At 41.5% G+C, this 23,544-nt stretch carries 21 protein-coding genes; 9 read left to right on the top strand and 12 right to left on the bottom strand.

The window, feature by feature from the left end:
• Window positions 1-30 precede the first annotated feature (30 nt).
• The gene (scrK, locus tag ACTG7Q_RS07770; protein WP_439242581.1) at window positions 31-918 is read right to left on the bottom strand and encodes a fructokinase ScrK; all 888 of its coding nucleotides are present in this window, start codon (window positions 916-918) and stop codon (window positions 31-33) included.
• Between the two features lie 118 nt (window positions 919-1,036).
• Window positions 1,037-2,962: a glucose PTS transporter subunit IIA gene (locus tag ACTG7Q_RS07765; RefSeq protein WP_439242579.1), complete on the bottom strand. Its 1,926-nt coding sequence runs from the start codon at window positions 2,960-2,962 to the stop codon at window positions 1,037-1,039.
• Window positions 2,963-3,114: 152 nt separating this feature from the next.
• Here ACTG7Q_RS07765 and ACTG7Q_RS07760 point away from each other — a divergent pair, with 152 nt between their 5' ends.
• Window positions 3,115-4,551, top strand: a complete 1,437-nt coding sequence (locus ACTG7Q_RS07760) for a sucrose-6-phosphate hydrolase (RefSeq protein WP_439242577.1) — start codon at window positions 3,115-3,117, stop codon at window positions 4,549-4,551.
• A 42-nt stretch (window positions 4,552-4,593) separates the two neighbouring features.
• Here ACTG7Q_RS07760 and gloB read toward each other — a convergent pair whose 3' ends face one another.
• Window positions 4,594-5,295 (bottom strand): hydroxyacylglutathione hydrolase, encoded by a 702-nt coding sequence (gloB, locus tag ACTG7Q_RS07755; protein ID WP_439242575.1) that lies wholly within the window; start codon window positions 5,293-5,295, stop codon window positions 4,594-4,596.
• 24 nt (window positions 5,296-5,319) lie between these two features.
• Here gloB and ACTG7Q_RS07750 point away from each other — a divergent pair, with 24 nt between their 5' ends.
• Window positions 5,320-6,027 carry a class I SAM-dependent methyltransferase gene (locus ACTG7Q_RS07750; RefSeq protein ID WP_439242573.1) on the top strand — a complete coding sequence of 236 codons (708 nt, stop codon included), beginning with the start codon at window positions 5,320-5,322 and terminating at the stop codon, window positions 6,025-6,027.
• Between the two features lie 26 nt (window positions 6,028-6,053).
• On the opposite strand, the gene thiI is transcribed toward ACTG7Q_RS07750, so the two are convergent.
• A complete protein-coding gene (gene thiI / locus ACTG7Q_RS07745) occupies window positions 6,054-7,502 on the bottom strand; it encodes a tRNA uracil 4-sulfurtransferase ThiI (protein ID WP_439242571.1) in 1,449 nt (482 codons plus the stop codon).
• Window positions 7,503-7,874: 372 nt separating this feature from the next.
• Between thiI and ACTG7Q_RS07740 the strand changes: the two genes are divergently transcribed.
• On the top strand, window positions 7,875-8,732 hold the full coding sequence (locus ACTG7Q_RS07740) for a fructosamine kinase family protein (protein WP_439242569.1): 858 nt from the start codon (window positions 7,875-7,877) through the stop codon (window positions 8,730-8,732).
• 70 nt (window positions 8,733-8,802) lie between these two features.
• Here ACTG7Q_RS07740 and grxB read toward each other — a convergent pair whose 3' ends face one another.
• The 5 genes from grxB to ACTG7Q_RS07715 are packed head-to-tail and all read right to left on the bottom strand — an operon-like array spanning window position 8,803 to window position 11,074.
• Window positions 8,803-9,453 carry a glutaredoxin 2 gene (gene grxB, locus ACTG7Q_RS07735; RefSeq protein ID WP_439242567.1) on the bottom strand — a complete coding sequence of 217 codons (651 nt, stop codon included), beginning with the start codon at window positions 9,451-9,453 and terminating at the stop codon, window positions 8,803-8,805.
• A 14-nt stretch (window positions 9,454-9,467) separates the two neighbouring features.
• A complete protein-coding gene (truC, locus tag ACTG7Q_RS07730; protein WP_439242565.1) occupies window positions 9,468-10,178 on the bottom strand; it encodes a tRNA pseudouridine(65) synthase TruC in 711 nt (236 codons plus the stop codon).
• Entirely contained in the window at window positions 10,172-10,486 is a 315-nt protein-coding gene (locus ACTG7Q_RS07725) for a YqcC family protein (protein WP_439242563.1), read from the bottom strand. The genes truC and ACTG7Q_RS07725 overlap by 7 nt, the downstream gene beginning before the upstream one ends.
• A gap of 1 nt (window position 10,487) precedes the next feature.
• Complete coding sequence (locus tag ACTG7Q_RS07720; protein ID WP_439242560.1) at window positions 10,488-10,829, bottom strand: type II toxin-antitoxin system HicB family antitoxin; 342 nt, start codon at window positions 10,827-10,829, stop codon at window positions 10,488-10,490.
• Window positions 10,826-11,074, bottom strand: a complete 249-nt coding sequence (locus tag ACTG7Q_RS07715; RefSeq protein WP_439242557.1) for a type II toxin-antitoxin system HicA family toxin — start codon at window positions 11,072-11,074, stop codon at window positions 10,826-10,828. The genes ACTG7Q_RS07720 and ACTG7Q_RS07715 overlap by 4 nt, the downstream gene beginning before the upstream one ends.
• A 138-nt stretch (window positions 11,075-11,212) precedes the next feature.
• On the opposite strand from ACTG7Q_RS07715, the gene ACTG7Q_RS07710 reads away from it, so the two are divergent.
• The 6 genes from ACTG7Q_RS07710 (at window position 11,213) to purR (ending at window position 18,739) form a co-directional block, all read left to right on the top strand.
• On the top strand, window positions 11,213-11,992 hold the full coding sequence (locus ACTG7Q_RS07710; protein WP_439242554.1) for a Zn-ribbon-containing protein: 780 nt from the start codon (window positions 11,213-11,215) through the stop codon (window positions 11,990-11,992).
• Between the two features lie 21 nt (window positions 11,993-12,013).
• A complete protein-coding gene (locus ACTG7Q_RS07705; protein WP_439242552.1) occupies window positions 12,014-12,862 on the top strand; it encodes a co-chaperone YbbN in 849 nt (282 codons plus the stop codon).
• Window positions 12,863-12,911: 49 nt separating this feature from the next.
• The gene (gene trxB, locus ACTG7Q_RS07700; RefSeq protein WP_439242549.1) at window positions 12,912-13,865 is read left to right on the top strand and encodes a thioredoxin-disulfide reductase; all 954 of its coding nucleotides are present in this window, start codon (window positions 12,912-12,914) and stop codon (window positions 13,863-13,865) included.
• Window positions 13,866-13,958: 93 nt separating this feature from the next.
• Window positions 13,959-15,728 (top strand): heme ABC transporter permease/ATP-binding protein CydD, encoded by a 1,770-nt coding sequence (gene cydD / locus ACTG7Q_RS07695; protein ID WP_439242546.1) that lies wholly within the window; start codon window positions 13,959-13,961, stop codon window positions 15,726-15,728.
• Between the two features lie 10 nt (window positions 15,729-15,738).
• Complete coding sequence (gene cydC, locus ACTG7Q_RS07690) at window positions 15,739-17,460, top strand: heme ABC transporter ATP-binding protein/permease CydC (RefSeq protein WP_439242543.1); 1,722 nt, start codon at window positions 15,739-15,741, stop codon at window positions 17,458-17,460.
• Window positions 17,461-17,728: 268 nt separating this feature from the next.
• Complete coding sequence (gene purR / locus ACTG7Q_RS07685; RefSeq protein WP_439242541.1) at window positions 17,729-18,739, top strand: HTH-type transcriptional repressor PurR; 1,011 nt, start codon at window positions 17,729-17,731, stop codon at window positions 18,737-18,739.
• A gap of 84 nt (window positions 18,740-18,823) precedes the next feature.
• On the opposite strand, the gene glmM is transcribed toward purR, so the two are convergent.
• The 3 genes from glmM to ftsH form a co-directional block, all read right to left on the bottom strand.
• On the bottom strand, window positions 18,824-20,158 hold the full coding sequence (glmM, locus tag ACTG7Q_RS07680) for a phosphoglucosamine mutase (protein ID WP_439242539.1): 1,335 nt from the start codon (window positions 20,156-20,158) through the stop codon (window positions 18,824-18,826).
• A 441-nt stretch (window positions 20,159-20,599) separates the two neighbouring features.
• Window positions 20,600-21,427 (bottom strand): dihydropteroate synthase, encoded by an 828-nt coding sequence (gene folP / locus ACTG7Q_RS07675; RefSeq protein ID WP_439242617.1) that lies wholly within the window; start codon window positions 21,425-21,427, stop codon window positions 20,600-20,602.
• Window positions 21,428-21,610: 183 nt separating this feature from the next.
• Window positions 21,611-23,473: an ATP-dependent zinc metalloprotease FtsH gene (ftsH, locus tag ACTG7Q_RS07670; RefSeq protein ID WP_439242536.1), complete on the bottom strand. Its 1,863-nt coding sequence runs from the start codon at window positions 23,471-23,473 to the stop codon at window positions 21,611-21,613.
• Window positions 23,474-23,544: the final 71 nt, after the last annotated feature.

Below are 23,544 nucleotides of genomic sequence, written 5' to 3'. Positions count from 1 at the left end.
TAGACGTCCCTTTTGTTATGCTTTCGTCGTTTAGACTGACACTTCAGCAACTTTCTTCGCTAACGCAAAATTGCCTAAGGTGGCCGAGCCATTATTGGCTACCGCAGGCGTTACAATATACTGTTCCAAGTCTGGCACAGGCACATAATCATTAAGCAATTCAGCAAACTGCTTACGTACCCGATCTAACATATGTTGTTGCGCCATCACGCCCCCACCAAATACAATCACTTGTGGACGATATAATAAGGTGGCTTGTAATGCGGCTTGCGCAATATAATAGGCTTGAATATCCCAAATCTCGCTATCTTGTGCAATACATTCACCACGAATACCCGCACGAGCCTCCAATGATGGTCCCGCCGCCAAGCCCTCCAAACAATTTTTATGGAAAGGACAGGTACCGTGAAAATCCTTGGCTTGATCTTGCGGGTGCAAGGACACTAATACGTGGCCCGCCTCGGTATGCGCAATGCCCCCGACAAATTCACCATGTTGAATAGCGCCGGCACCAATTCCCGTGCCAATGGTATAATATACCAAACTGGTCACATCTTGACGTACCAAGGTTTCGCCAAAGGCGGAGGAATTCACATCGGTGGTAAAATAAAACGGCACATCAACCGCTTTTTTAAGGACACCGATAACATCTACATTCGCCCAATGCGGTTTGGGCGTGGTGGTAATATAACCATAAGTCGGTGAATTTCTATCAATATTAATCGGCCCAAAGGAACCCACCGCAATCCCTTGTAAACGATCCGCATAACGCTGAAAAAAGGCTACTGTTTGTGCAAGGGTTTCATCAGGTGTGGTGGTAGGAAATTGCACTTTATCTACCACATTAAATTGCGCATCACCTACTGCACAAATAAACTTGGTACCGCCGGCTTCAAGGCTGCCGTATAATTTTGTCATTCTGTATTTTCTCCATTTTTGTTGAAAATATTCGGAAAAATGTAGGGGCGAACCTATGTGTTCGCCCGCTAAAAACGGAGTGATTTTCGGGCGGATACATCGATCCGCCCCTACACCGTTATTTAACGACTTTTAAGAAATTATCGCCGTGAGTAATATTTCCTTGAGCAATGCCCGTTACTGCACTAAATTCGTCGGTATTGGTGATAATTAATACCGTGGTGTGATCATAACCCGCAGCGGCGATTTTAGCTAAATCAAAGTTAGCCAACGGCTGTCCCGCTTTCACGGTATCACCCACGTTGACTAACGGCTCAAAGCCCTCGCCTTTCATTTTCACCGTATCAATACCGATATGAATTAAAATTTCCGTGCCGTTGGCGGTTTTTAAACCGTAAGCGTGACCCGTTTCATGTACGATTTCAACTTCTGCATCAGCAGGCGCATAAGCCACGCCTTCGGTAGGTTTGACAGCTAAACCGTCGCCCATCACACCCGCAGAGAATACAGGATCATTCACGTTTTCTAACGCCACCACTTCACCCGTTAAAGGCGAAACTAACGTTTCTTCATTGGTTTTGCTTTCCACCGTTGGCGTTGATGTAGAAACTGCGGTGTTTTTTTCCAAGGTTTTCACCGTTTCTGCTTTTTCCTCGTCTTTTTTCTCATCTTCGTAGCCGAACAGATAAGTTAAAGCAAAGGCTAATGCGGTTGTCGCTAATACCATAATCACGTAAGAAATGATTTGTCCGTTCAAGTAAAGCAATGAACCCGGAATAATGGTAATCCCAAAACCTGTCCCCGCTAGGCCTAAAATTGAGGCTAAACAGCCACCAAATGCCCCAGCAATTAAGCCCATAATAAACGGTTTGCCGTAACGTAAGTTGACCCCAAAAATGGCGGGTTCCGTAATACCCAATCCCGCAGAAAGCGCAGCAGGATAAGCCAAGGCTTTTAATTTCGCCGATTTGGTTTTGAACCCGACGGCTAAGGTCGCGCCCGCTTGGGCGGTCATGGCGGCGGTAATCAGCGCATTGAACGGATCTTGTCCATCTGCGGCAATTAATTGGGATTCAAGCAAGTTAAAAATATGATGCACACCGGTCACCACGATCACTTGATGTACGCCACCAATCACTAAACCTGAAATACCATAAGGCAAGGCAAGCAAGTATTTGGTACCGGCTAACACATAGTTTTCAACAGAATGGAAAATTGGACCGATCACGATTAATGCCAAGAAAGACATCATCAAGAACGTGACAAAAGGCACTACCAACAAGGCCAACACATCTGGCACCCGTTTCGCAAACCATTTCTCAAATTTCGCCCCAATTAACCCCACGAAAAACGCCGGCAACACGGAGTTTTGATACCCCACCACAGGAATGAAATCAAAGAAGTAAATCGGTTCAGCACCACCAGATGCCACAGCCCACGCATTCGGTAAAGCGGGGCTTACCATCATCAAACCTAATACCAAACCAATAATCGGATTGCCCCCGAATACTCGGAATGCCGACCAACAAATCAACGCAGGGAAGAAAATAAAGGCTGTATCCGTGAGAACCTGAGTATAAATATAAAAATGTGAAGCAGAAAATGCCGCTGATGTGGTACCGAACAGGCTTAAAATCGCATCATTGTTAATCGCCCCACGTACGCCCATAAAAAGACCGGTGGCCACAATAGCAGGCAATAATGGCACGAACACATCACCGAAAGTACGAATCGCACGTTTAAACCAATGGCCTTGCGGTTGGGCAGGTGCTGCGCTTTCACTGGCTTGAGTAGAGCCACCATTTAACGCCATCACTTCCGCATAAATTTTGTTTACCGTCCCTGTACCCAAAATAATTTGATATTGTCCCGAATTAAAAAACGCCCCTTTGACTTTATCCAAGTCCTCAATGGTGTCTTTATCAATTTTCGACTCGTCTTTTACCATAATGCGTAAACGTGTCGCACAATGTGCAAAACTTTGCACGTTGTCAAAACCACCAATGGCTTCAACAATTTTCTTTGCAATTTCAGTATCTGTCATACGTTGCAAAATCTCCATAGGATAAGGGTGAATAAACTGGCGGCTACTCTACCATTTTTTGCTGATAAATTAAACATAAATTAAACAAAATAGTGCTTTTTCAATGGGCAAATATTCGGTACTATAACCAAAAAATTTATTTTGGAGAAAATATGGCATTTACCACCGAACAACGCTATCGCCCTTATGCAGATTGGCCTGTAGAATATGTAGAAAAAATCAAAAAAAACACCGCACTTTCACCATGGCGAACCCAATTTCATATTGAAACACCGCACGGCTTGCTTAACGATCCCAACGGTTTTTCTTATTTTAACGGCAAATTTACCCTGTTTTATCAATATTTCCCATTCGGTGCGGCTCACGGCTTGAAATCTTGGGTACATACGGAAAGTACAGATCTTGTGCATTTCAAAGAAACTGGCACCCTGATGTCCCCCGATACACCGCTAGACAGCCACGGCGCCTATTCGGGTTCCGCCATGCAATTTGGCGACAAATTATTTTTGTTTTACACCGGTAATGTGCGAGATGAAAACTGGGTGCGCCACCCTTACCAAATCGGGGCGTTAATGGATCAACAGGGTAACATTGAAAAGCTCAATAACGTGTTGATTGATCAACCTGATGACGTGACCGACCATTTCCGTGATCCACAAATTTTTGACTATCAAGGACAATATTACGCCATTGTGGGCGGACAAAATCTGGCCAAGAAAGGGATTATTAAACTCTATAAGGCTGTCAACAATGATTACCAAAATTGGCAATATATCCATGATCTCGACTTCGCCAATGATAACACGGCATATATGATGGAATGCCCTAATATCGTGTTTGTAGAGGGCAAACCTGTATTAATTTATTGTCCGCAAGGTTTAGATAAACATGTACTGGATTACCAAAATATCTACCCGAATATGTTTAAAATTGCAGACGATTTAGATGTGGAAAAGGCTGTGTTAGTCAACCCAACCCCATTACAACAATTTGACTACGGTTTTGAATGCTACGCCACTCAACCTTTCAACGCACCAGACGGCCGAGCCTTGTGTATCAGTTGGCTTGCTTTGCCAGATATGGACTACCCAACGGATAAATTTGACTATCAAGGTTGCTTATCGCTCGTCAAAGAACTCAGCCTAAAAAACGGCAAACTGTGCCAAAACCCGGTGGCTGACATGGTCAAACTCAGAAAAAGTGAAGAAACTTTTGCGGAAAAACAAACCACCAACAATATCTACGAACTCAACCTTGAATTTAGCCCAAACCAACGCCACGAAATCCTATTTATGGCAGACAACCAAGGTCACGGCTTAAATTTTGTGGTAGATACCGAAAAAGGTGAAATCATTGTGGATCGCACAAACTGCGGTGAAAAATTTGCTGAAAAATTTGGTACCGTTCGCCGTTGTGACATTGAACCGCAACAGACCAACGCACGTATTTTTATGGATAAATCCGTGTTTGAAATCTTTATTAATGACGGTGAAAAAGTGTTTTCTGGGCGTGTATTCCCAAATCAAGATCAAACCGGCATTCGGATTTTACAGGGCCAGCCAACAGGATCGTTGTTTAACTTAACCTAACCCAAACTCACTGGGGCATATTATTTGCCCCAATTTTTCTGGCTAAAATTGATCCTTAGCTTGTCTTAACCGAATAAATTCTGCCAAATTATTTGCCATTAAAAAAGGATTGATTTTCCGTTCTAAACCTAATTTAGTCGGCATACTTGGCAATCCTTGCTTTCTCAATTCTTCCACCCAAACTCGCTGTTTTTGCACCGCAGTTTTTTCATCTAACACTGTTTCCGCAAAGGCTAAATTGCTCAAGGTATATTCATGCCCTGCACAAACTAAGGTATCATCATGCAAGGCTTTCAAACGTTGGATTGAATCAAACATCTGCGCATAATCCCCCGTAAACACCCGACCGCAACCCGCAGAAAATAAACAATCACCACTAAATAAATGCCCGTCTACCACAAAACTCACATGATTTGCAGTATGTCCGCCCGTAGGAATCACCTGAATTTTATAATCATCAACTACAATTTCTCCCTCGTTGATCTCGTGATTTAACCCTAAATAAGCACATTCTGACGCCCCAATAATCGGCACATCAGGAAAATGCTGTTTAAATTCTGCCACACCCGCAACATGATCATTATGGTTATGCGTCAACAAAAGTGCGGTGATTTTATAAGGATTTTGTTCAAAAAATGATAAAATAGGCGAAATTTCTGGAATGTCGATCACAATTACCGATAAATTATCTCGTGAATACAGCCAAATATAGTTATCATTAAGGGCAGGAATAGCGTTTAACATTTTTTTCTCTCACAAAGGTTGAATATGGCACACATACGTTGGCAAGCAAAATCAGCAAAGGCATTTAAATTGCCGTCTAGCTGGCAACAAGTACAAAAAGGCGAACAATATTGCAGCACGCTCGGGGACTATTTTGCCAAATTTTCGCCCTTAATAACAGGAAAACAATTAGTGCGCTTGGGCGGATTAAGTGCCGAATTAGAATGCAAAATGTCACTCCCCTATCATTTTGTCCTCAGCCCCGACAGCAACAGCCAATTAACCGCACTGTCTAGCCAAAACGGCTATTCACTGATTCAAGGCGATCTTGCCGAATTGCCCTTTGAAAGTCAATCGGTAGACGTTTGCATTGCCGCCAATACGCTTAATTTTATGCAGGATCCCCACCAATTATTGCGTGAAATCCAACGTATTTTAACCGATGATGGCTATTTATTTTTGTCTATTTTTAATCCCGTTGGCGGATTGTTATTTAAACAAAAAATAAATCACGCTCAACGTCCAGCCTTACCATTCCGACATTTCTTGCCTTGTCGCATTATCGACTGGCTGCATTTACTCAATTTTGAGATTCATCAACAGCAATCTTTAGGCAATATTTATGCCATTATCGCCAAAAAACAAACCTATCCGTTGAGCTTACAACCACAAAAACGGCGGTTTGATCCAAGAGAATTGTTTCAAGGGGAAACGGTAGGGGCATTTCGGGAAGTGGATGAAAATAAAATGTAAGGTGAAAAAAATTCACCTTATTTTACCTATTTTTTAAACACTTGCACATTCTCAAACCCTTGCTCTTTCAAATACAAGGCTTGTAACTTACTCATTACACCCCGTTCGCAATACAGCACATAATTTTTGTTTTGATCCAAATTGCCAAATTGAGAACTGAGTTTGTAAAATGGCATTAATTGCACCGTTTTACCGTCGACATTCAACGGTTTTTCATCGGTTTCTTCAGGACTACGAATATCCAAAATCACATCATTTTCGCCCAACACAGAAACGGTATCTACGGAAATGACTTCTTTTTCCGTTTGTTCGGCAATTTGACGAATATCCAAATATTGCGCATTTTGCACCGCAGTTTCTAATACGTTGAAATCAAAATTCTGTTCTTCTGTTTCAATTTTTTCTCGCACGGCTTTTACCGTTGGATTTTTGGAAATGACCCCACAAAATTCTGGCATGGATTTAGCAATATCGTCTGTGCCGATTTGCTTTGCCATGGCGATAATTTGCTCTTTATCGTGGGTAATCAGCGGTCGCAATACCAAGGCTGAACTGGCTTCGTCAATTAAGCGTAAATTAGTCAGGGTTTGGCTCGACACCTGCCCCAAGGCTTCGCCCGTCACAATAGCCTCAATAGCAAAACGCTCAGCAACACGGCTAGCGACACGTACCATCATGCGTTTTAACACCACGCCCATTTGCCCGTTATCCACTTTTTCTAAAATTTCGCCAACGACATTTTCAAAATTAATCGCAATAAACCGTACTTTGTGCGAGCTGCTGTAACGGTGCCAAATATGATATGCCATTTGTTTCACACCGATTTCATGTGCGGCTCCGCCAAGGTTAAAGAAACAATAATGCACACGGCTACCACGACGAATCAGCATATAACTGGACACGCCTGAGTCAAAGCCACCCGAAATCAAGGAAAGCACATCTTCTTGTGTCCCAATCGGATAACCACCAATCCCCTCAAAGCGTTGTTTAATAAAAATTAATTTATCATTTTCTACTTCAATACGTACCGTCACATCTGGATTTTTCAATTTTACCCGAGCCGTTTCAATATGCTGATTTAACCCACCGCCCACATAACGCTCAATTTCCAAGGAACTAAACGGATGTTGCCCACGGCGTTTGGCTCGTACGCAAAAGGTTTTACCATTGAGACTGTCGCCGATTTGCTCTAACGTTTGCTCAAAAATATTATGTAAATCCGTGAACGGTTTTTCTTCTACTTCTAAAAAATGATGAATCCCCGGAATACGCCCGATAAGCTCAATTAACTGCGGTCGAAAATCTTCGTTTTTTGACCGTACTTCAATAAAATCCCAATGTCGAACGACTGCCAAGGTGTCGTCATGTTTGCTTAACACTTGGCGAATATTGCTGGTTAAAATCTTAATAAACCGCTTGCGAACGCTGTCGCTTTTAATCATGATTTCAGGGAAAAGTTTGATGATAAATTTCATTTAAATAACTCTATTGAATAAAAATTTGACGGCATTATACAGGAAATTTTTATATTCGGGGAATATCAAGTAGAATACATCAATGTAAAGCCTTTCATTCAAAGGGATTATAGTTAAAAAAAAGCACCACGAGAGCCGAGTCAATTCGGTGAGAAAATCAATGTGGAAATTGGTTATATTGAGGTTAAACGTAAGTTAAAACAACCACATATAAAAATGTAAGGGCATATGGCATACGCACCTAAAAGATTGTCTCTAATAAAGTGCGGTGTTTTTTCGCATAATTTTTTCAAAAATTTGACCTAGCTCACAGATTATTGTGAAAAATTGGTTTATGATGACATGAGTGTTAAGCTGTATAAGGGGGCGAACATGTGGAAATCAGTTTCTCAAGTATTGGCGGATCAATTTGGTGCCTATTATTCCATCAAAGAAAAAGACAAAGTACACACGGGCGAAATGCACGAATCTTGGTTAATTGATGATGGCATACAACCTGTTTTTGCCAAAACTAACGATAAAACCTATCGTTCTATGTTTCGAGCGGAGGCCGATCAAATTGAGTTATTAAGCAAAACTCGCACCATTGATTTACCGAAAGTTTATGGCGTAGGTTGTTCGCAAAACCACAGTTTTTTGTTGTTGGAGGCCTTGCAATTAGACACACCAACGCCTGAACAATTTGCCCAATTTGGCGTAGCGTTGGCGAATTTGCATAAAATCAAGGGTTCAGAAAGTTACGGCTTGGATTTTGACACTTGGCTCGGTTCGGTCTATCAACCGAATGAATGGCGAACTAATTGGGCGACGTTTTTTGCCGACCAACGTATTGGGTGGCAATTACAAATCTGTAAAGAACAGGGAATCAATTTCGGTAATATTGAAGACATTGTTGCCACGGTGGCAGCACGACTAGCCAAACACAAGCCCACACCATCTTTGTTACACGGTAACTTATGGATTGAAAACTGTGGTGCATTTAACGGCAAAATTTACAGCTACGATCCCGCTTGCTATTGGGGCGACCGTGAATGTGATTTAGCCTTTACTGAACTGTTTGAGCCATTCCCTGATGAATTTTATGAAAATTATCACCGCACTTATCCGTTGGCGGAAGATTATATTGAACGCAAACCGATTTATCAGCTTTATTATTTACTTAATTTTAGCCACCGATTCAGAGGGCATTATGTGGAATTAACCAAACGGTTTTTGCAGTTGATCTTGTAAAAAACTTCTCAAAAAAACACCGCACTTTATGAAAAAAATCAAAAAGTGCGGTGTTTTTTCAGGGAGTTTTTTAAATCGCTTTATCGGAATAAAGCTCAATATTGCTTAATTTCGCCATGGTTTGCACATAATTTTGCAAACCTTGAGGCAACACTAACCCTTTCACACAAGTTAAGTTCCGCAACATTGGGAACAGTATAATATCTTCAATGGATAATTGCTGACCATTGGCTTTATCTTCCGCCAGAACCAAGGTTTCAAGAGTAAGTAAATCTTGTTGCAATTTCGCAATATATTGTGCCGATTGTGCAAGATTTTCGGCAAAATCACCAATAAAAACTGTTTTCTTATTCACAAAATAATCTAATGCACCTTGCGTTTCATATTCAGGCAAACCCAACTGCACAAAACGAGGCAATAGCAAGTGATTATAATAACTGCCAATTTGCTTGATTACCGCCTCCAATTCAGGGCGAACCACATCAGACAGCAATTTTTCGCCGTAATTATCATCTACATAACGCACAATATCTAAACTTTCTGGCATGGCAGAACCGTCCTCTTTTTGCAAAATCGGCACGGCTTTTTTACCAATTAATCCCACTGGCGTAGTTTCGTCATCATTTTGCAGATAAACCAATTCAACCGCTTGCTTTTTCAAGCCAAAAATCATTCTCGCACGCACACAATAAGGGCAGTGATCAAACACATAAAGTTTCATATTTTCTCCTCTATTTACCAGTTAAATATTTCAAATAATGTTATCCATTTTTCATCTAATCCTGCTGTTACCTGAATTTGCTCATTTGTGACAGGGTGATGAAATTCAAGTTTTTCAGCATGCAACATCAACCGACTTACCCCTGTTTGTTCTGCCAACGCCCGATTTTGATGTAAATCGCCATATTGGGTATCGCCTAAAATCGGGTGAAAAATATGTTTCATATGACGGCGAAGCTGATGTTTTCGCCCTGTTTGTGGGGTTAAGCGAACTAATGAATAACGTGCTGTTTGATATTTCCCTACGGCATAAGGCATTTCCACGGTTTTTAAGCCTTGATAATCCGTGATGGCAGATTGCGGTGCTTTATCTTCTTGTGCAAATTTATCCGCAATTTTATCTAATTGAATTTTAAGTGGATAATCAATGCGTTCTTCCCCCGTTAAATAGCCACGCACCACCGCTAAATAGCTTTTCTGTACAGTTTTACTTTCAAACTGCTGACACATCAAATTGGCCATTTCGCTATTTAATGCAAACAGCAATACGCCAGATGTGGGACGATCCAAACGATGAATCGGAAAAACATGCTGGCCAATTTGATCTCGCAAGGTTTGCATCACAAACTGCGTTTCATGCCGATCTAACCAACTGCGGTGTACCAACATTCCAGCAGGTTTATTCACCGCAACGATGTATTGATCTTGATATAAGATTTCTAGCATTGGCTTAACAACTTTTCAATTTCAATGATCGGTCTTAATAATTCACTTAGCCGCTCTTGCTCTTTTAAGGCCTCTTCCACATAAGGTGAAATGGCTATTTTACTTGGCAACACAGCCCCACTGTCTAACAACGCCCACATTCTCGGAATAAAAATCCACTGCAGCCATTCATGAGCTTGCATATAGTCAATGGCAAAAGGTTCTTGACTGGCAAAGGCTTGTTCAGACGGTGGCACGGTTTGCCATAGGTTAAGTTCTTGCAGGATTTTTTGTAGATTTTGGAGATGGAGTTTGGTTTGAGCTTGCATTTTAAACCCTATTTTGAACACGATTTACTTTTTCTTGAATTGCTGTTCCAACAAACGCATTTAACGACATATCACCGGCTGCGATCACCGCCATACGGTGTAATTCTTCACTAATTCGCACATTAAACACGCCTTTAAACGGCTTGTCAGGAACCTTTCCTAATTCTGCACAATCACTTAAATACAAATCAACGGAAGCACGAAACTCTTTTTCTAATTCAGGCAAGGTTTCCGCTTCGTATGTCACCAAATCCCGAATATAAGCTAATTTACCAAATAGCACATTATTTTCTAAGTCAGGCTCAATCGTGCCAACATAACCTTTGTAATTTAACAATGTCATAATATACCTACCTGTTTTAAGGATTCTTTCACGGATTTTAATGCACCACCTTTGATATAATTTTCAGGGTGTGGCTTGTGTAATAAAATAATATGGTCACGTCCTGCATTAAAAAATCGTACGCGAGAACCTGCCATTTCCTGCTTTTCATAACCTTGTTGTATAAGCAACGTAACTAAATCTGTCCACACAAACGTATTTTTTGTGCAAGCCAGTTTCTCTAATAACTTTTCTGCTTTCCCCATAAACTAAACCTATCTCATTTTTAGTATTAATTATAGTTACATTTTCACCCTTTGCAACGAGTTTTAAATTTTATCTGCTATTTTGATCTCTGCCCAAATTCAGGTAAGATAACGACAATTTTCAAAGGAAAGCAAAAAATGTACCTTATCGACATCTTTTTACAAAACCAACAGCCCGAACGGCACCAACAGCAATTTATTATGCTCGGTGAACTTATTGATGAATGGCGGTATAACGGCCAAATTCTCGGGCGGGAGATTCCTGTGTTTCAAGCGGAACAAGAAAATCAACAAGGCTTTGGGATCAAGGTGATTTGCCCTGAACAACATAGTCTTTTACCAGAACACAACAATACGGAAGTCAATCGTTGCCTTGAAAATTTGGAAAAGTGCGGTGTGTTTTTGCAGAGTTTTCAGATTGTGGCGGACGATTTAATGTCCGATCAGACCAATCAAACCGATCCAAGCTGGCAAGTGCTGTATACCACCTATTTACGCTCCAGTTCCCCTGTGGTGAACGGCGAAAATTTAGCACCGATTCCATTGTATAAAATCGCCCAAGATCAACCGCACTTAAGCCTTGATTTAATCAAATGGCTAGAAGATTGGCAGGCTTGCGATCAGTTGCAAATGAATGGGGCGGTGTTGGAAAAATCTGCACTGCTTGAAATTTCTGATTTTAACAGCACATTAAGTAAACATGGACGAGCGTTATGTCAGGAAGTAGAACAAATATCAGGTGTGCCAACCTATTATTATCTGTACCGTATCGGCGGTGAAAATTTGGAAACAGAACGAAAACGCCGTTGCCCTTGTTGTGGCGGCGATTGGGCGTTGGCAAAACCTGTTGCTGACGTATTTTATTTTAAATGTGACGCTTGCCGTTTAGTGTCCAATTTATCGTGGCATTTTTTATAACCCCTTTTGAAGAGAAATTACATGCAAGACTATATTATTGAAATTAATGAACAAAATCTCACGGAAACATTGCAACGTTCGCAACAAACCCCATTGGTGGTGGTATTTTATGCCACAAGTCACGAAACTTCGCTTAATTTCACCGCGGTTTTGGAACGTTATGCGGACAAATATCAAGGGCAATTTTTGCTGGCGAAAGTCAACTGTGAAACTCAACAACAAATCGTCATGCAATTTGGTATTCAAGCCTTGCCAACCACCTATTTATTTAAAGAGGCTCAGGCGGTAGATGCTTTTCAAACGGCGTTGCCAGAAGATCAACTTGAACAGCATTTAGCCTTGATTTTACCCAAAGAAGAAGAAATTAAATTCAATTTAGCCTTGGATTTTTTACAGGCGGAAAACTATGATGCGGCCTTGCCATTGTTAAAAGAAGCATGGTTGGCTTCGGAGCAAAAAAACAGCGATATTGCACTACTCTATGCGGAAACCTATATTGCGATCAAAAAAACCGAACCGGCACAGGAAATTTTAAACAAAATCCCATTGCAAGACAGAGATAGCCGTTGGCACGGGTTAGTCGCCCAAATTGAGCTATTAATCAAAGCCGCCGACACGCCAGAAATTCAGCAATTACAAGCAGATTATGCCAATAATCCACGCCCTGATATTGCGTTAAAGTTAGCCGTACAACTTCATCAAGCTAACCGAGATGAACAAGCGTTAGAATTATTGTTCAGCATTTTACGTCAGGATCTCAATGCGGAAAATGGCGAAGTGAAAAAGCAATTTTTGGAAATTGTGGCGGCTCTTGGGACAGATCCTTTGGCGAATAAATACCGCAGACAGGTTTATTCACTATTGTATTAGCACAAATTTGGTTATAATAAACAAAAGTTATGATTAACAAGGAATTTTTATGTCAGACATTAAACACAGTAAATTATTAATTTTAGGCTCCGGACCTGCCGGTTACACAGCGGCCATTTATGCGGCTCGGGCAAATTTAAAACCGGTTTTAGTGACCGGTTTACAACAAGGTGGGCAACTTACCACCACTACCGAAATTGAAAACTGGCCGGGGGATTTTGGCGATACTACTGGGCCGGAATTAATGCAACGCATGCTACAACATGCGGAAAAATTTGATACCGAGATTGTGTTTGATCATATCAGTAAAGTAGATTTATCTAGCCGTCCATTTAAACTGTATGGCGATGTGCAAACCTTTTCTTGTGATGCCTTGATTATTGCGACAGGGGCATCTGCTCGTTATTTAGGCTTACCATCAGAAGACGCTTTCAAAGGCCGTGGTGTGTCCGCTTGTGCCACTTGTGACGGTTTTTTCTATCGCAATAAACCGGTTGCCGTGATTGGTGGGGGCAATACGGCGGTGGAAGAAGCCTTGTATTTAGCCAATATTGCCAGCGAAGTGCATTTAATTCACCGTCGTGATAGTTTCCGTGCGGAAAAAATCTTAATCGACCGTTTATACAAAAAAGTAGAAGAAGGTAAAATTATTCTCCAAACGCACCGCACTTTAGACGAAGTGTTAGGCGATAATATGGGCGTAACCGGCGTACGCTTGAAAGATACGCAATCGGATAACACCGAAGAATTAAAAGTTGATGGGGTCTTTGTGGCGATTGGGCATGCACCCAATACCGATATTTTCCAAGGGCAATTAGCACTGAATAACGGTTATATTGTGGTGAAATCAGGCTTAGATGGCAATGCCACTGCCACTAGCGTAGAGGGTGTTTTTGCGGCCGGTGATGTAATGGATCATAATTATCGTCAAGCCATTACGTCGGCGGGTACAGGTTGTATGGCCGCCTTAGACGCAGAACGTTTTTTAGATGCGTTAGCTTAATTTTTTCGGCTAGGATCTAGCGGATATTTATCTTTGGAGTGATTTTGGGCGAACCTGTATTTGTTAAGGTTCGCCCCTAAAATTTTATAAAAAATGGAAAAACAACGTCAAAAATATTTGTTTAAATGGTTGCGAGAACAGCAAAAACCGATAAAGAAATTATTAAGCCTAAATGTTGGCTTAGCGACTTTATCTTCTTTAATTTTGGTTGGACAAACTTGGTTGCTGGCAAGTCTTTTACATCATTTTATTATCCAACAAACACCACGCAGTGAATTACTTCCCTATTTTGTCGGCTTAGTTATCGGCTTTGCTTTACGTGCATTGATTTTATATCTGCGTGAAAAAATCGGCTTTAACTGCGGTCAAAAATTACGCAATATTATCCGCCAACAAATTTTAGATAAAATTCATGCGGTTGGACCGGCAACCATTCAAGGTAAACCGGCGGGCAGTTGGGCCAGTTTAATGTTGGAACAGGTGGAGAATCTACATAATTTTTATTCACGCTATCTGCCCCAACAAATGCTGTCGGCGATTGTTCCGGTGATTATTTTAATTGCTGTTTTTCCGCTTAACTGGGTGGCTGGTTTGATTTTATTATTTACTGCTCCCCTTATTCCTGTTTTTATGATTTTAGTCGGTTTGGCGGCGTCGGATAAGAATCAGCAAAATATGGCGATTTTAGCGAAATTAAGCGGACAATTTCTCGACCGTTTACGTGGATTAGAAACCCTACGTCTGTTTAATCGTGCCGAAGAACAAACGGCACATATTGAAACTTCTACTGAAGATTATCGCATTAGCACCATGGACGTATTAAAAATGGCCTTTTTATCGTCTGCGGTGTTAGAATTTTTTACCTCGGTGTCTATTGCCATTGTGGCGGTTTATTTTGGTTTTAGTTATCTCGGCCAAATTGATTTTGGCAGTTTTAGCGATAATACTGGCATTACCCTATTTGTAGGCTTTTTCTGTTTAATTCTCGCCCCTGAATTTTATCAACCGTTACGTGATCTTGGTGTGTATTATCACGACCGAGCCGCCGCTATTGGGGCTGCGGATGCGATTGCAGAATTTATTGAAACCGACTATCAAACGGTACAACCTGACCACGATCAACAAATTCCCAATCAACGTGCGGTGGAAATTGTGGCAGAAAATTTGGTGGTCTTGTCACCTCAGGGCAAAGCACTCACTCAACCGCTTAATTTTCATTTAGCTAAACAATCTAATACTGCTTTAGTCGGACAAAGCGGTGCAGGAAAAACCTCATTAATCAATGTATTACTCGGTTTCTTGCCTTATCAAGGTAGCCTAAAAATTAATGGCATAGAACTCAATCAAGCCGATCTTACCCAATGGCGAAAACAAATTGCATGGGTGGGGCAAAATCCATTGTTATTGCAAGGGACGATTAAACAAAATCTGTTACTCGGTGATATTCAAGCCACGGACGAACAAATTGATCTCGCGTTAAGCCAAGCCAATGCCAAAGAATTTACCGATCACATTGGCTTGAATGCGGAAATCAAAGACGGTGGCGTCGGCGTATCCGTAGGACAAGCTCAACGCTTGGCCATTGCTCGGGCATTGTTACGTCAAGGTAATTTGTTGTTATTAGATGAACCCACAGCGAGCTTAGATGCGAAATCTGAAAATCAGGTGCTGACCGCGTTATATCAAATTAGCCAAAACCAGACCACCTTGATGATTACCCACCGAATTGAAGATTTAAAACAATGTGATCAAATTTTGGTGATGCAACAGGGGCAACTAGTGCAACAAGGACATTTTGAACAGTTGCAACAGCAAGGTTATTTTGCTGAACTTTTGGCACAACGTCATCAGGACGTACAATAAGAGAGAAAATATGCGTTCATTACTTCCTTTTTTATCCTTATTTAAACAAGCAAAATTCCCCCTGTTTTTAGGCGTGGTATTAATGATTGGGGGACTTGCTAGCAGTATTGGCTTGCTTACCTTATCAGGTTGGTTTTTATCCGCCACGGCCATTGCTGGAGCCGGTGCATTATTTAACTATTTTTATCCCTCATCAAGTGTGCGTGGATTGGCCATTGGTCGTACCGCCATGCGTTATGCGGAAAAAATTGTCACGCATGACGCTACTTTCCGTATTTTGGCTAAATTACGTGTTCAGGTATTCAGCAAGATTATTCCGCTCTCCCCTGCGGTATTAAATCGTTATCGCAACAGCGACTTGCTTAACCGTTTGGTGGCAGATGTGGATACGCTCGATAGCCTGTATTTACGCTTAATTGCCCCTTTCATCAGTGCCGTTACCGTAATTGGTATGATGACATTGGCACTGAGTTTATTTAATCTTTCACTCGCCTTATTAATTGGTGCAATCCTGTTGATTTTATTACTAATTATTCCAACGGTGTTTTATTTTTTAGGTTTAACGTTTGGTGCAAAACTGACACAATCTCGCTCGCTATATCGTATGCAATTTGTGGAATTTATCCAAGCTCAAGCAGAATTATTGCTGTTTAATGCACAAGATAATCTGCAACAAAAACTAAATCAAACAGAACAACAATGGCAGAATTATCAACAACGTGAAAGTAATTTATCCGGATTTTCCACCGCCGTTTTAATGTTTGCCAATGGCTTATTAGTGGTGTTGACCTTATGGATTTCCGCCAATATTGAATTTGCGATTGAAGAATATCGTCTGGCATTTATTGGTTTGTTTACGCTGTCAGCCTTGGCGTCTTTTGAAATTCTTATGCCTTTGGGGTCTGCTTTTTTACATATTGGTCAGGTGATCGCCTCTGCGGAACGTGTCAGTGAAATAATTGATCAGCCACCGCTGGTGGAATTTAATGGGACAGAAACTGCGGTGAATTTTGGTGATGTTTTATTTGATATAAAACAGGTCAGTTTTGGCTATCCTGAACGGCAAGATATTGCCTTAAAACAAGTGAATTTACACATTAAACCGAATCAAAAAGTGGCCATTTTAGGCAAAACTGGCAGTGGAAAATCAACACTATTACAACTCCTAGTCCGCAATTATGATCCCATATTAGGGGAAATTCTGTTCGCTAATAAACGGATTTCTGCTTATACTGAAACCACTTTACGCCAACACATTGGCTTTTTAACCCAACGAGTTCATGTATTTAGCGACAGTTTGCGTAACAATTTGCAATTTGCGACGGCTACCCCACTTTCTGATGAAAAAATGCTGACCGTATTAAATCAAGTCGGCTTGCAAACGTTGACAGAGCAAGGCTTAGATCAATGGCTCGGTGAGGGCGGACGCCCGCTTTCTGGCGGAGAACAACGTCGTTTGGGCTTAGCACGGATTTTACTCAATGACGCACCGATTTTATTGTTAGATGAACCCACTGAGGGCTTAGACCGAGAAACCGAACGTCAAATGTTAGCCTTGATTTTGCAACATTGCCAACACAAGACCTTAATTATGGTGACACACCGTTTAACAGCGATTGAGCAGTTCGACAATATTGTGGTGATTGATAATGCGGAATTGGTGGAACAAGGCACTTATGCGGAATTAAGTCAAAAACAAGGTTATTTTCATGCGTTAATTCAACGCCTCTAATAAAAAAATAACTCACGAACTGAAAACAGTGCGTGAGTTATTTTTTCATCTGTTATTTTAGAAAATAGCGGCGCTTAATCCCACCACGATACCTAATGAAAGGACAACCATCACCATTGCATAACCAAAATCACTCATGTTTTTCTCCTGTTATTGTCATTTAAAATGAATTATCTAATCCGCTTTTCATTCTATCAGTTTAATTTATTTTTTCATACATTTTTTGTGGTTTTCACTTTATAATAGGATAAATTATTAGGAGATAACTATGGCAACTATTAAAGACGTGGCGAAAATGGCGGGCGTTTCCACCACGACCGTTTCACATGTCATCAATAACACAAGGCATGTGGCTGAAGATACTAAAAAGGCGGTATTGGACGCTATTCAGCAACTGCATTATTCCCCCAGTGCCGTGGCACGTAGCTTAAAAATCAATACCACTAAATCCATTGGTATGATCGTGACGACCAGTGAGGCACCTTATTTTGCGGAAATTATTCATGCTGTCGAAAATCATTGTTATCGTCAAGGTTACTCATTATTTTTATGTAATACGCAAAATGATGCGGAAAAAATCAAAAATCATTTAGACATGCTCGCCAAAAAACGGGTAGATGGCGTGTTAATCATGTGTGCAGAATATCATCAGGAAAGTATTGATTTATTCAATAGTTTCAAAGGATTACCCATGGTGGTGATGGAATGGGGTATTCAACATAGTCACAGCGATATGATTTTGGACAACAGTTTTCAAGGCGGTTATTTAGCCACCCAATATTTAATCGAAAATGGCCATCAAAAAATCGGCATTATTTCCGGTGAACTCAGTAAAACCACGGCAAAAACTCGTTTTCAAGGTTTTGAAAAAGCCATCCATGAGGCGGGATTAACGACCCATCCAAACTGGATTCAAGAGGGCTTTTTTGAACCTGAAGATGGCTATGAATGTATGAACAAAATCTTAGCTCAACAGGAATTACCTACCGCCGTGTTCTGTTGTAATGATGTCATGGCCTTAGGCGCCATTTCAGCGATTACCGAAAAAGGCTTACGTGTGCCAGATGATATTTCGATTATTGGCTATGATAATATTCATTCTTCTCGCTTTTACGCCCCGCCGCTGACCACGATTCATCAATCCAAAGCACGTTTGGGTGAGCAAGCCTTGAAATTACTCTTTGAACGGATTCATCATAAAAATCATGAGAAAGAAGTGATTGAAATTTATCCTGAATTGGTGGTGCGAAAATCGGTGAAAAATCTCCTAGCGACTTAAACGTATGGAATAAAATAATCTATTATGTTGCAATCCAAAAACAAAAGTCGGGAAAATCCCGACTTTTTTCACCGCAGTTTTGAATTACGACGCTTTCACCGCATTGGCAATTTCTTCTGCACATTGTTGAGCGAGTGCGCCGTCTTGGCATTCTACCATCACACGGATCAATGGCTCTGTGCCTGATTTACGCAATAAAATCCGCCCTTTACCGGTTAAACGTTTTTCTACGTCTGCGGCAATCGCTTTGACTGCGTCACTTTCTAATGGGTTGGCGCCACCAGCAAAACGTACATTAATTAACACTTGTGGGAACAATGGCACAGCGGAGACCAGTTCATTTAGGCTCAATTTATGTTGTACCATGGCGGTTAATACAGCCAATGAGGCAATAATACCGTCCCCTGTGGTATTTTTATCGGCAATAATAATATGCCCTGAATTTTCACCGCCAAATTTCCAGTTATTTTCTTGCATTTTTTCCAACACATAACGGTCACCCACATTGGCACGTAAGAACGGCACGCCTAATTGTTTTAAGGCAATTTCTAAGCTCATATTGCTCATCAATGTACCCACTACGCCACCTTTCAGGTTGCCAGCACGCAAAGCCTCACGGGCAATAATATAGAGAATTTGGTCACCGTCTACTTTGTTACCCAAATGATCCACCATCATAATGCGGTCACCGTCGCCGTCATAAGCCAAACCGACATCCGCCCCCACTTCCAATACTTTCGCTTGCAAGGCTTTAATATCAGTGGCACCACATTTTTCATTAATATTCAAACCATCTGGGTTGGTACCAATTTCAATAACCTCCGCTCCCAACTCTCGCATAACGCTTGGGGCAATATGATAAGTGGCGCCATTGGCACAATCCACCACAATTTTATACCCCTCTAAACTCAATTCTGTCGGGAAAGTGCCTTTACAAAATTCAATATAACGTCCCGCCGCATCATTAATACGACTGGCCTTGCCTAATTCTGCGGATGCCACGCAGTCCATGGGTTGATCTAACATGCTTTCAATGGATTCTTCTACGTCATCCGGTAATTTTGTGCCTTGAGCAGAGAAAAATTTAATGCCGTTATCATCATAAGGATTATGTGAGGCTGAAATTACCACGCCCGCCTCTGCACGGAAAGTGCGAGTTAAGTAAGCGACAGCAGGCGTTGGCATTGGACCGACAAAGACTGCCGATAAACCTGCTGCAGTTAACCCAGCCTCTAAGGCAGATTCCAACATATAGCCTGAAATTCGGGTATCTTTTCCGATTAAGACTTTTTTGGAGCCTTGAGTGGCAAGTACTTTTCCTGCGGCCCAACCGAGTTTTAGGGCGAAGTCAGGGGTGATGGGGAAAGTGCCGACTTTTCCACGGACGCCGTCGGTACCGAAATATTTACGTTCTGACATTTTGTTTCCTTTTTGTTTAAATTATTTTTCTGTTTTAATTGAAATTTTTCTTTTAATCGAAATCGGGTTTCGCCGTTGGCGACTTACTTTTCTTTGCTTCGCCGAAGAAAAGTAAGCAAAAGAAAGGCGACCCCGATTTTGCCTTGCTCCTGAAAATCTATAAATTTTTTTAACGGAAAATGGCTGAACTCGCTACGCTCAGACAGACGCCATTTTCCTAAAAATTTATAGATTTTCAGGCGGCAAAGACGGGGGCCCAGTCGTCATTACCGCAAAAAAAAACAATCCCCTCTCCCTCTGGGAGAGGGCTAGGGTGAGAGTTACCCATTTGCTATTTTCCTAAAAATTGAATTATTTTCAGGCGACAAAGACGAGACCCCTGTCGTCATTACCGCAAAAAAACAATCCCCTCTCCCTCTGGGAGAGGGCTAGGGTGAGGGTTTACCCATTCATCATAGCCCGCCAAATCTTCAACACATCAGCGGTTTCTTCTACATCATGCACACGCAAAATTGTTGCGCCATTTTGGGCGGCTAATAATGCGCCTGTGACACTACCGATTAATCTTTTTTCTACGGGTTTATCCAACACGGCCCCTAACATGGATTTTCTTGAAAGCCCTGCCAACACAGGGTAACCTTGTACGGCAAAAATAGCCAACTGTTGCAATAATTTAAAATTATGTTGCACCGTTTTACCAAATCCAAAGCCGGGATCCCAAATCACATTTTCTGGCTTTCCACCCTGTTGCAAAAAAACTGCGGTGCGATTTTGTAGGAATTTTAGCACATCTTCCACCACATTTTCATACTGTGGATTAGCTTGCATGGTGCGAGGTTGACCTTGCATGTGCATAAGGCAAGTGGGCAAACCCAATTTTATCGCCGTATCTAAAGCATTCGGTTCCTGTAAAGCACGAATATCATTAATCATATCCATCCCCACCTTGGCACTTTCTTGCATCACAACAGCTTTTGAAGTATCCACCGAGATCCAACAATCAAAGCGTTTTCGTACAGCCTCTACCAATGGCACAACTCGTGCCAACTCCTCCTGTTCGGAAACTTCTTCGGCGTGAGGGCGAGTAGACTCTCCACCAATATCAATAATACTCGCCCCTGCATTAAGCATTTTTTCCACTTGAAATAAGGCTTTGTCTAATTGAAAAAATTGACCACTATCGGAAAAAGAATCTGGCGTAAAATTTAAAATGCCCATAATTTGCGGTTGGGATAAATCTAAGACTTTATTATTGGCTTGCAGTTTCATCATGATGTTCTCAGAAATTGAATGGCTATATTATAGCGAAATATTTACGAAATAGACAGAAAAACACCAAACAAAAGGGATCAAGACTGATCCCTATTTTAAATTGATTATTCGTTGAAATTAGACGGAAAGATTATCCGAATCTTCACCATTTTGCACCGCACTTTCAGGTGAAGTCTGAACCTATGTTTTCGCATCTGGCTGAGTCGGTTCATCCTGTTTCTTGTCGTCCCAACCACTCGGTGCCGTCACGGGTTCACGATTCATCAGTTGTTTAATTTGTTCTTCTTCAATGGTTTCATATTTTACTAAGGCATCTTTCATGGCATGTAAAATATCCATATTGTCGATCAAAATTTGTCTGGCACGATCGTAGTTTCTCGCTACAATGGCTCGTACTTCTTCATCAATCACGTGAGCGGTTTCATCAGACATGTGTTTGGCTTTTGCCATAGAACGTCCTAAGAAAACTTCACCATCATCTTCAGTATACAAAATCGGGCCAAGTTTATCCGAGAATCCCCATTGGGTCACCATATTACGTGCAATATTGGTGGCCACTTTAATATCATTAGAGGCACCCGTAGAAATATTTTCTTCGCCATAAATCAAATCTTCCGCTAAACGTCCCGCATAAAGCGTAGACAGTTTACTTTCCAATTGTTTTTGGCTAATGCTCACTTGATCGCCTTCTGGTAAGAAGAATGTCACCCCTAAGGCACGGCCTCGTGGAATAATGGTTACTTTATGCACAGGATCATGTTCTGGCACCAAATAACCCACAATGGCATGCCCTGCCTCATGATAAGCCGTGCTTTCTTTTTGTTTGTCGGTCATAATCATGGTGCGACGTTCAGGCCCCATATTGATTTTGTCTTTGGCTTTTTCAAAATCTAACATGGTCACCACACGTTTGTTACTGCGTGCAGCAAACAAAGCGGCCTCGTTCACAAGGTTGGCCAAATCAGCGCCTGAATAGCCCGGTGTGCCACGAGCGAGGGTCATTGCGTCGACATCTTTTTCAATCGGTACTTTACGCATATGTACTTTAAGAATTTGCTCACGACCCCGAACGTCTGGTAAACCTACCACCACTTGACGGTCAAAACGACCCGGACGAACCAAGGCGGGATCCAGTACATCTGGGCGGTTAGTGGCCGCAATCACGATAATCCCCTCTTTGCCCTCAAAACCGTCCATTTCCACTAGCATTTGGTTTAACGTTTGTTCACGTTCATCATGACCACCGCCTAAGCCGGCACCACGTTGACGGCCAACGGCATCAATTTCATCAATGAAAATTAAGCAAGGGGCATTTTTCTTCGCTTGTTCAAACATATCACGGACACGAGAGGCCCCCACGCCCACAAACATTTCCACAAAATCTGATCCCGAAATCGTAAAAAATGGCACTTTTGCCTCGCCCGCAATGGCTTTAGCAATCAAGGTTTTACCTGTACCCGGAGGACCCACCATTAATACGCCTTTCGGAATTTTACCGCCAAGATTTTGGAATTTACTTGGATCACGTAAGAAATCGACGATTTCGCCCACTTCTTCTTTAGCTTCATCACAACCCGCCACATCAGCAAAGGTGGTTTTAATTTGCTCTTTATTCAGCATTTTGGCACGGCTTTTACCAAAGCTCATGGCCTTACCGCCACCGCCTTGCATTTGACGCATAAAGAACACCCACACGCCGACCAAAAATAGCATTGGGAACCAAGACACTAAGATTTGCGAGAACAAACTACGCTGTTCTGGCAACGCACCCTCAACTTTGACTTTTTGTTTTAACAAGTCGTTGAGAATTTGACGATCTTCTAATGGGGTTGGTAATACGGTGGTATATTTGGTACCATCTCGTTTAGTAACAAAAATTTCCCCGACTTCATTAAATTTCGTTTGGGAAATTTGTTGATTTTCCACATCTGTCATAAATGTTGTGTAATCAATACGACTCGTCGAATCAGTTGAATTAAATCCTTGGTATGCTGTCATCATCACGACGGCAATAACCACCCAAAGGACCAGATTTTTAATCATATCGTTCAAGGTTTGACCCCATTATTATTAAAGTTAAAAAATTGTTGTTAGCTTACTATAAAATGACCATT

Origin of the sequence: Lonepinella sp. BR2474 (genome assembly GCF_051851555.1) — a bacterium.
Lineage (GTDB): Bacteria > Pseudomonadota > Gammaproteobacteria > Enterobacterales > Pasteurellaceae > Lonepinella.
This window is presented reverse-complemented; position numbering and strand designations above follow the sequence as displayed.

What these genes read in the sequence shown, in the direction of transcription:
- scrK (WP_439242581.1), bottom strand. Translation starts at nt 918, where the DNA reads ATGACAAAATTATACGGCAGCCTTGAAGCCGGCGGTACCAAGTTTATT.
- ACTG7Q_RS07765 (WP_439242579.1), bottom strand. Translation starts at nt 2,962, where the DNA reads ATGACAGATACTGAAATTGCAAAGAAAATTGTTGAAGCCATTGGTGGT.
- ACTG7Q_RS07760 (WP_439242577.1), top strand. Translation starts at nt 3,115, where the DNA reads ATGGCATTTACCACCGAACAACGCTATCGCCCTTATGCAGATTGGCCT.
- gloB (WP_439242575.1), bottom strand. Translation starts at nt 5,295, where the DNA reads ATGTTAAACGCTATTCCTGCCCTTAATGATAACTATATTTGGCTGTAT.
- ACTG7Q_RS07750 (WP_439242573.1), top strand. Translation starts at nt 5,320, where the DNA reads ATGGCACACATACGTTGGCAAGCAAAATCAGCAAAGGCATTTAAATTG.
- thiI (WP_439242571.1), bottom strand. Translation starts at nt 7,502, where the DNA reads ATGAAATTTATCATCAAACTTTTCCCTGAAATCATGATTAAAAGCGAC.
- ACTG7Q_RS07740 (WP_439242569.1), top strand. Translation starts at nt 7,875, where the DNA reads ATGTGGAAATCAGTTTCTCAAGTATTGGCGGATCAATTTGGTGCCTAT.
- grxB (WP_439242567.1), bottom strand. Translation starts at nt 9,453, where the DNA reads ATGAAACTTTATGTGTTTGATCACTGCCCTTATTGTGTGCGTGCGAGA.
- truC (WP_439242565.1), bottom strand. Translation starts at nt 10,178, where the DNA reads ATGCTAGAAATCTTATATCAAGATCAATACATCGTTGCGGTGAATAAA.
- ACTG7Q_RS07725 (WP_439242563.1), bottom strand. Translation starts at nt 10,486, where the DNA reads ATGCAAGCTCAAACCAAACTCCATCTCCAAAATCTACAAAAAATCCTG.
- ACTG7Q_RS07720 (WP_439242560.1), bottom strand. Translation starts at nt 10,829, where the DNA reads ATGACATTGTTAAATTACAAAGGTTATGTTGGCACGATTGAGCCTGAC.
- ACTG7Q_RS07715 (WP_439242557.1), bottom strand. Translation starts at nt 11,074, where the DNA reads ATGGGGAAAGCAGAAAAGTTATTAGAGAAACTGGCTTGCACAAAAAAT.
- ACTG7Q_RS07710 (WP_439242554.1), top strand. Translation starts at nt 11,213, where the DNA reads ATGTACCTTATCGACATCTTTTTACAAAACCAACAGCCCGAACGGCAC.
- ACTG7Q_RS07705 (WP_439242552.1), top strand. Translation starts at nt 12,014, where the DNA reads ATGCAAGACTATATTATTGAAATTAATGAACAAAATCTCACGGAAACA.
- trxB (WP_439242549.1), top strand. Translation starts at nt 12,912, where the DNA reads ATGTCAGACATTAAACACAGTAAATTATTAATTTTAGGCTCCGGACCT.
- cydD (WP_439242546.1), top strand. Translation starts at nt 13,959, where the DNA reads ATGGAAAAACAACGTCAAAAATATTTGTTTAAATGGTTGCGAGAACAG.
- cydC (WP_439242543.1), top strand. Translation starts at nt 15,739, where the DNA reads ATGCGTTCATTACTTCCTTTTTTATCCTTATTTAAACAAGCAAAATTC.
- purR (WP_439242541.1), top strand. Translation starts at nt 17,729, where the DNA reads ATGGCAACTATTAAAGACGTGGCGAAAATGGCGGGCGTTTCCACCACG.
- glmM (WP_439242539.1), bottom strand. Translation starts at nt 20,158, where the DNA reads ATGTCAGAACGTAAATATTTCGGTACCGACGGCGTCCGTGGAAAAGTC.
- folP (WP_439242617.1), bottom strand. Translation starts at nt 21,427, where the DNA reads ATGAAACTGCAAGCCAATAATAAAGTCTTAGATTTATCCCAACCGCAA.
- ftsH (WP_439242536.1), bottom strand. Translation starts at nt 23,473, where the DNA reads ATGATTAAAAATCTGGTCCTTTGGGTGGTTATTGCCGTCGTGATGATG.